Annotated in this window: 1 protein-coding gene; it reads right to left on the minus strand. The window is 68.6% G+C overall.

Features of this window, described 5'->3' with window-relative positions; all coding sequences use genetic code 11:
• Nucleotides 1-35 precede the first annotated feature (35 nt).
• Nucleotides 36-1,124 (minus strand): IS3 family transposase, encoded by a 1,089-nt coding sequence (locus G4D86_RS51670; protein WP_275899251.1) that lies wholly within the window; start codon nucleotides 1,122-1,124, stop codon nucleotides 36-38.
• Nucleotides 1,125-1,145 lie beyond the last annotated feature (21 nt).

Below are 1,145 nucleotides of genomic sequence, written 5' to 3' on the forward strand. Positions count from 1 at the left end.
CGGTGAGCGTCAAGGTAGTTGTCGCGTGAGAGAGTTCAGCCGGTGCGCTTCATCTCCTGCACTGCCGGGGTGAGGTTCGGAGAGGGGCCAAGGCGGACGGAGCCCGCTGGCGTCCAGTTGCGCGTGTCGCGGCTCCAGCGCTCGGGGTGACGGGCTCGGGCGCGCTGGTACAGCTGGTGGCGTCGAGCCAGCAGCGCCGCCTCGCGGCCAAAGTGTCTGTCGTCGGGCGTGACGAAGCGGATGGCCGAGTGCCGGTGCTCGGTGTTGTACCAGGCCACGAAGTGCGTCACCCAGGCACGCGCGTCCTCGACGGACGCGAAGGGGCGCTGCGGAAAGGTGGGGCGGTACTTCAGCGTGCGGAAGAGGGCCTCGGAGAAGGGGTTGTCGTCCGAGACGCGGGGCCGGCTGAAGGACGGAGTGACGCCCAGCCACTGCAGGGTGGCCAGCAACGTGGCGCCCTTCATCGGGCCACCGTTGTCCGAGTGCAGCACCAGCCCCTCGGGGCAGCCAGCTTGCTGCCAGCAGCGGCGGATGAGTGCCGCGGCATGCTCGGACGACTCCTCCTCGTGCACCTCGAAGCCCATGATGCGCCGGCTGAAGACGTCCACCACCAGGTACAGGTAGAGGAAGGCTCCCTTCACCGGGCCCTTCAGGTAGGTGATATCCCAACTCCAGACTTGGTTCGGCCCGGTGGCGGTGTGCTCGGCCCTGGGCCTGGGCGTGGGCGCCTTGGCATGGCCTCGGTGGGCCAACTGTCCCGCTTCGCGCAGCACCCGGTAGAAGCTCGCCTCGCTGGCGACGTACTCGCCCCGGTCGGCCAGCCTGGGGACAATCTGCTTGGGCGAGGCGTCGCGGAACTCCTCGCTGTTGGCCACCGCCAGGATGCGACGCCGCTCCACCTCGGACAGCCGGTTGGCGGGCCGGGTATGTGGACCGCAGCGCCGGTCCTCGGCCGTAGCGGGCTTTCTCCAGCGTTGAATCGTGCGAGGGGCCACCCCGAGCCGCTCGCAGACGGCCTCCAGGCGCACGCCCTTTTTCAGGGCCTCGTCGACGTGGGCGAGCGTCATTTCTCGCTCTTCTCGTCCCCGGAGTCGTCCTCGTCTTCCAAGTGCCGCTGGTCCCAGCCCATCGCCTGAAGTTTTTTT

It is taken from the genome of Pyxidicoccus caerfyrddinensis, assembly GCF_010894405.1.
Classification (GTDB): Bacteria; Myxococcota; Myxococcia; order Myxococcales; family Myxococcaceae; genus Myxococcus; species Myxococcus caerfyrddinensis.